Origin of the sequence: Leisingera aquimarina DSM 24565, assembly GCF_000473165.1 — a bacterium.
Classification (GTDB): domain Bacteria; phylum Pseudomonadota; class Alphaproteobacteria; order Rhodobacterales; family Rhodobacteraceae; genus Leisingera; species Leisingera aquimarina.
The window spans coordinates 260,910-267,500 of sequence record NZ_KI421504.1 but is presented as its reverse complement, the minus strand read 5'-3'; the positions used below and the strand labels follow the sequence as shown (position 1 = coordinate 267,500).

2 protein-coding genes, 1 tRNA gene, 2 rRNA genes and 1 pseudogene (1 of these 6 cut by a window edge) are annotated in these 6,591 nt (G+C 58.0%); 4 read left to right on the top strand and 2 right to left on the bottom strand.

The window, feature by feature from the left end; translation table 11 throughout:
• The 3 genes from AQUI_RS0105205 to AQUI_RS0105195 form a co-directional block, all read left to right on the top strand.
• Positions 1 to 2,573, top strand: a 23S ribosomal RNA gene (locus tag AQUI_RS0105205); it begins 258 nt to the left of the window's first position.
• Between the two features lie 127 nt (positions 2,574 to 2,700).
• A 5S ribosomal RNA gene (gene rrf, locus AQUI_RS0105200) occupies positions 2,701 to 2,815 on the top strand.
• Positions 2,816 to 2,861: 46 nt separating this feature from the next.
• A tRNA-Met gene (locus AQUI_RS0105195) sits at positions 2,862 to 2,938 on the top strand.
• On the opposite strand, the gene AQUI_RS29745 is transcribed toward AQUI_RS0105195, so the two are convergent.
• Entirely contained in the window at positions 2,895 to 4,544 is a 1,650-nt protein-coding gene (locus tag AQUI_RS29745; protein WP_084294525.1) for a recombinase family protein, read from the bottom strand. The two genes, AQUI_RS0105195 and AQUI_RS29745, sit on opposite strands and share 44 nt — an antisense overlap.
• On the opposite strand from AQUI_RS29745, the pseudogene AQUI_RS27255 reads away from it, so the two are divergent.
• Positions 4,488 to 5,085 (top strand): annotated as a pseudogene (locus tag AQUI_RS27255) (transposase); the annotation flags it as partial. The gene AQUI_RS29745 and the pseudogene AQUI_RS27255 sit on opposite strands and share 57 nt — an antisense overlap.
• 359 nt (positions 5,086 to 5,444) lie before the next feature.
• On the opposite strand, the gene AQUI_RS0105175 reads toward AQUI_RS27255, so the two are convergent.
• Positions 5,445 to 6,571, bottom strand: a protein-coding gene (locus AQUI_RS0105175; RefSeq protein ID WP_156916779.1) for an IS3 family transposase whose coding sequence is annotated in 2 segments (ribosomal slippage) — positions 5,445 to 6,307 and positions 6,307 to 6,571 — 1,128 coding nt in all. Because the reading frame shifts where the segments join, the coding sequence is not laid out codon by codon here.
• Positions 6,572 to 6,591: the final 20 nt, after the last annotated feature.

The following is a 6,591-nucleotide window of genomic DNA, read 5'->3' as shown; positions in this document are numbered from 1 at the left end:
GACATCAATAGAGACTCCGTTAGTAGCGGCGAGCGAACGCGGACCAGCCGAGCCTGATGAGTGAGAAGAACATGTTGGGAAACATGGCCATAGCGGGTGACAGCCCCGTATTCTAAGCTCTGAGGGACGTATTAAGTAGGGCGGGACACGTGAAATCCTGTTCGAAGATCGGAGGACCACCTCCGAAGGCTAAGTACTCCTTACTGACCGATAGCGAACCAGTACCGTGAGGGAAAGGTGAAAAGCACCCCGGCGAGGGGAGTGAAACAGTACCTGAAACCGAACGCCTACAATCAGTTGGAGGCCCCTTGAGGGCTGACAGCGTACCTTTTGTATAATGGGTCATCGACTTGGTCTCACGAGCAAGCTTAAACCGTTAGGTGTAGGCGCAGCGAAAGCGAGTCTTAATAGGGCGCATGAGTTCGTGGGATCAGACCCGAAACCGAGTGATCTAGGCATGGCCAGGTTGAAGGTGCGGTAACACGCACTGGAGGACCGAACCCACATCCGTTGAAAAGGATCGGGATGAGCTGTGCCTAGGGGTGAAAGGCCAATCAAACTCGGAGATAGCTGGTTCTCTGCGAAATCTATTTAGGTAGAGCGTCATCCGAATACCCCGGGGGGTAGAGCACTGGATGGGTAATGGGGCCCCACAGGCTTACTGATCCTAACCAAACTCCGAATACCCGGGAGTACTGGATGGCAGACACACGGCGGATGCTAACGTCCGTCGTGGAGAGGGAAACAACCCTGACCTCCGGCTAAGGCCCCCAATTCATGGCTAAGTGGGAAAGCAGGTGAGACGTCCAAAACAACCAGGAGGTTGGCTTAGAAGCAGCCATCCTTTAAAGATAGCGTAACAGCTCACTGGTCTAATCAAGATGTCTTGCGGCGAAGATGTAACGGGGCTCAAGCCATGAGCCGAAGCCGAGGATGCACATAGTGCATGGTAGCAGAGCGTAGTGTGACATAGTTCCATGCGTCCTTATCTTCCTCCGGGAAGAATTGGACGCAAGGAGCTTTCGATGAAGCCGGGGCGTGAGCCATCCGGTGGAGAGATCACTAGTGAGAATGATGACATGAGTAGCGACAAAGAGTGTGAGAGACACTCTCGCCGAAAGTCCAAGGGTTCCTGCTTAAAGCTAATCTGAGCAGGGTAAGCCGGCCCCTAAGCCGAGGCCGAAAGGCGTAGGCGATGGGAACCACGTTAATATTCGTGGGCCAGGAGGATGTGACGGATTGTGAAGGTAGTTCATCCTTATCGGATTGAATGGGCTGCTGATCAGTCCCTGGAAATAGCCCTCCATCAGACCGTACCCTAAACCGACACAGGTGGACTGGTAGAGAATACCAAGGCGCTTGAGAGAACGATGTTGAAGGAACTCGGCAAAATACCTCCGTAAGTTCGCGAGAAGGAGGCCCGGGTCCTACGCAAGTGGAATCCGGGGGCACAAACCAGGGGGTGGCGACTGTTTATTAAAAACACAGGGCTCTGCGAAGCCGTAAGGCGACGTATAGGGTCTGACGCCTGCCCGGTGCCTGAAGGTTAAAAGGAGGGGTGAGAGCTCCGAATTGAAGCCCAGGTAAACGGCGGCCGTAACTATAACGGTCCTAAGGTAGCGAAATTCCTTGTCGGGTAAGTTCCGACCTGCACGAATGGCGTAACGACTTCCCCGCTGTCTCCAACATCGACTCAGCGAAATTGAATTGCCTGTCAAGATGCAGGCTTCCCGCGGTTAGACGGAAAGACCCCGTGCACCTTTACTACAGCTTCGCACTGGCATCAGGATTGTGATGTGCAGGATAGGTGGTAGGCATCGAAACCGTGACGCAAGTCGCGGTGGAGCCTCCCTTGAGATACCACCCTTCGCACTCTTGATGTCTAACCGCGGTCCGTTATCCGGATCCGGGACCCTGCGTGGCGGGTAGTTTGACTGGGGCGGTCGCCTCCTAAAGAGTAACGGAGGCGCGCGAAGGTTGGCTCAGAGCGGTCGGAAATCGCTCGTTGAGTGCAATGGCAGAAGCCAGCCTGACTGCGAGACTGACAAGTCGAGCAGAGACGAAAGTCGGCCATAGTGATCCGGTGGTCCCGAGTGGAAGGGCCATCGCTCAACGGATAAAAGGTACGCCGGGGATAACAGGCTGATACTGCCCAAGAGTCCATATCGACGGCAGTGTTTGGCACCTCGATGTCGGCTCATCTCATCCTGGGGCTGGAGCAGGTCCCAAGGGTACGGCTGTTCGCCGTTTAAAGAGGTACGTGAGCTGGGTTTAGAACGTCGTGAGACAGTTCGGTCCCTATCTGCCGTGGGTGTAGGATACTTGAGAGGAGTTGCCCCTAGTACGAGAGGACCGGGGTGAACGAACCACTGGTGGACCTGTTGTTGCGCCAGCAGCAGTGCAGGGTAGCTATGTTCGGACAGGATAACCGCTGAAGGCATCTAAGCGGGAAGCCCCCCTCAAAACAAGGTATCCCTGAGGGCCGTGGAAGACCACCACGCCGATAGGCCGGAGATGTAAGTGCAGCAATGCATTCAGTTGACCGGTACTAATCGCCCGATAGGCTTGATTTGATCCAGTAACAGACAGTGTTACGGAAAACACCAAACAAGCAAACATCCCTTAATACTAACACTTGGACACGTTGATTGTGACCGGCGCCATTGCTTCGCAACAGCGCCGGAGTTGGATTTTTCTCGGTTTGGTGGCAAAAGCGCAAGTGAAACACCCGGTCCCTTCCCGAACCCGGAAGTTAAGCACTGCAGCGCCGATGGTACTTGGGCTCAAGCCCTGGGAGAGTAGGTCACCGCCAAACCTAGTAAAATCCAATATCTCTCAATACGATCTCAAATAAACCCTGACGCGGGATGGAGCAGCCAGGTAGCTCGTCAGGCTCATAACCTGAAGGTCGCAGGTTCAAATCCTGCTCCCGCAACCAACGTTTCCGACCAAGTCTCCGCAAAAAGCGGGGGCTTTCTCGATTCAGGGTTCCCCAAAGCCATCAGACCGGCCAATTCCCCAACAAGTTCAAGCTGATGGCCGCCCGGCGCAGCACCGTCCGGAACCATCCGCACCTCTGAAATCAGAGCCCGCAGCGACGCCGTCGCCTCCCGACGCACTTCCGGTGCATTCAAAGCGCCAGCAAGATCCTCGATCAGCTCCCGGTACCGCGCCGACAGGCTCGGGTGCAGCCGCAGGGCAGGGAGTTCCGGGTTGTCCGCGATGACCGCCTCCAGGCGGGCCTTCTCCCTCTCCAGCTCAGACATCTTGTCCTTCATCGAGGCGGTGTACATGCCGTCCTCGATGGCTGTCAGGATGTTGGCGATCCGGCTCTCCACCTTCTTGAGGGAGCGTTCGGCCTTCTGCCGGTCCTGGCAGGCCCCCACGGCGGCGTCGTTGAACGCCTTGCGGTATTCCTCCGCGAACTGCGCCAGCAGGTCCGGTGCCAGCAGGCGCTGCTTCAGCCCGGAAAGCACCCGCTCTTCCACTTCTGCCCGGCCAATGGTGGCGCGGTTGGTGCAGACCGCAGCGCCCTTGTTGCGGGCACCAGCGCAGCCATAGCGCGTCTTGTTGATCAGCGTGTAGCTGGCGCCGCAGCAGGCGCAGCGCAGGAGGCCTGACAGCAGGTAGGTGGGGCGGCGCGCACGTTCCAGCTTCGGCCGTTCCGTCAGAACACCCGCCGGGTTCATCGCCTGCCGAACTTCCCCCTGACGCGTCTTCACCGCCTGCCAGAGCTGATCATCCAGAATGCGAAGGCCGGGGACATCCTCCGTGATCCAGTCTTCCGGCGGATTGAGGCGGGACAGCCGTTTCCCGCTGTCGGGGTTGGTGCCGTAGGTCAGCCGGTTCCAGACCAGGCGCCCGATGTAGAGCTCATTGTTCAGGATGCCGGTGCCGCGTTTGATGTTCCCGGAAATCGTCGAGGGGTTCCAGGTGCCGGTGCCCTTGCCGCTCTGGGGGGCAGGCACTGCTTCGGCGTTCAGCGCGGCTGCGATTGAGCGAGCGGAAAGACCGTCTGCGTAATCCCCGAAGATCCGTTTGATGACGGCAGCCTCCTCCGGTTCGATCTCCCGGTCGCCGGTGCTGACCGTGCCGTCGGGCAGGATCTCCCGCTTCACCCGGTAGCCGTAGCAAATGCCGCCCGCGGATTTGCCCTTGGCGATGCGCCCCTCCAGCCCGCGCCGTGTCTTCTGGGCCAGGTCCTTGAGGAACATGGCGGACACCAGCCCGCCGACCCCGACCTTCATGTCATCCAGCTCATTCTCCGAAGCCGTGTGAATCTTGACAGCGAAGAAGCTCATGCGCTTCAGCAGGGTTGCGGAATCCGCCATGTCCCGCGAGAGCCGGTTCTGGCTTTCGGCGGCAATAACGTCGATATCGCCGCGTTCGGCTGCCTGGATCAGGCGCTGGTATCCCGGGCGCAGGGCATTGTTGCCGCTGAGCGCGTGATCGGTGAAAACTTCCGTTACCTGCCACCCCTTCTGTTCGCCTATGGCACCGCGCCGATGCTTGGCTGGTTGGTCGACCGCAAGATCGCCCCGCACATCCCCGTCTTCGACAAGTCGGGGCGCAGCGACGGAACCTGGACCCGCGCGGACTTCGAGTGGGATGCCGGGAACAATCAATACATCTGCCCGGAAGGCCACGAACTGAAGCAATTCCGCCGGAACTATTCCGATCCGAACCGAGGGCCGACCAGAAAGGGCGTCGCGAAATACCGGTGCCTAAAGCACACGTGCCAGGCCTGCCCTTCGAAGTCTCGTTGCTGCCCTAACATGGACTTCCGGTCGATCACCCGAGAGGAGCATGAAGACGCGCGGCAAGTCGCTCGCGACATCCACTGCCCGGCAGTGCATGTTTACATGCACGAGAGGGGCGAAGACCGACCAATACATCATCTCAATGAAGCTGCGCAAGAAGGTCGAGATGCTCTTCGCCCACCTCAAGCGTATCCTTGGACTCAGTCGGCTCCGATTACGCGGCCCATGCGGCGCAAACGACGAATTCCTCCTCGCCGCCACCGCCCAAAACCTCCGCAAACTGGCCAAGGTCATTCCCGCACCGCAGCAACCGAAGAAAGCCTGATAAGAAAGGCGCTCACGCTCTTTTCCGGCGCCCATATTCTGCGCCCGCGAACGGGTGTTTTTCCACGGAATCCGGACCTTGCTGCCGTTCGCTGCACCTGCTTGGTTTCCGCTGCGACTGCACGGGTTCCTGGCGGACGGGGGGAAACCGAAAGTTCGCCGCAACAGCAAAACTGATAGCTACGTCTTGCAATACCCGACCTTCAAGGCAGTAAGAACTCGACGCATGTTTGCTTTAGAAGTGAACTGACCGTTTGGGCAAAACAAGCCGGTGTTTCAGGGCAATTTGGCGTTTCCCGGAAGGACTGGCCACCTGTCTGTCACTGTGAGCGGCCCCGCTTGAGTGGTCCAAGTTGAAAGTTAGTGCATGGTTGGCCTTTGGTCTACCGGAACAATGGCCTCTGGAGCCGGTGGGCGGTAGCCCAGAGCACTGTGTGGTCGTCTGGTGTTGTAGTGTTTTCTCCAACTTTCGATGATGATCTGGGCTTCCCGCAGCGAGTAAAAGACCTCACCGTTCAGCAGCTCGTCGCGCATGCGCCCGTTGAAGCTTTCGCAATATCCGTTCTCCCACGGTGACCCGGGTTCGATGAATGCGGTCTTAGCCCCAACTGCTTTGATCCAGCCTCTGACGGCCTCAGCTATGAATTCGGGGCCGTTGTCAGACCTGATGTAAGCAGGCACGCCCCGAAGAATGAACAGGTCGGTCAGAACATCAATGACCTCGGTCGAGTTCAGCTGCCGCCTCACCCGGGTCGCCAAACATTCCCGACTGTGTTCGTCCAGAATATTCAATGTCCTGAACGCTCGNCCATCGTCTGTTCGATGATGCACGAAGTCGTACGACCAGACGTGATTGCGATACTCTGGCCGCAGCCGAACACACGAACCATTGTTGAGCCAGAGCCGCCCTTTCTTGGGCTGTTTCATGGGAACCTTTAGCCCCTCTCGCCGCCATAGACGTTCGACGCGCTTGTCGTTCACCTGCCAGCCTGCGTCTCGCAGCAGAGCGGCAATCCGACGGTAGCCATATCGACCATACTGACGTGTCAGCTCGATCATGTCCTCGACCAGGCGGTCTTCGTCAGCACGCCCAAGTGGCAACCGGCGCTGCGTGGATCGGTGCTGGCCCAGGACGCGGCATACACGGCGTTCGGAAATCTTGATTTGGCTACGCACATGATCGATGCAGGCACGGCGGCGCGAGGGGCTCAGAAGTTTCCCTTTGCGGCCTCTGACAGGATCAGTTTGTCGAGTGTAAGATCTGAAACGGCACGGCGAAGGCGCTCGTTCTCCTTCTGGAGCCGCTTCAGTTCCTTGAGTTGTTCTGTGCCCATTCCGCCGTACTTCTTCTTCCAACGGCAATAGGTTTGTTCCGTCACACTGATCTGCCGAATGGCGTCTATTCGGGGCATGCCTTGCCCCATCAGCACTTCAACCTGCCGTAACTTCACGACAATCTCTTCAGGCTTGGGTCTCTTAATCGCCATCTATGGCCCTCCGCTTTCCT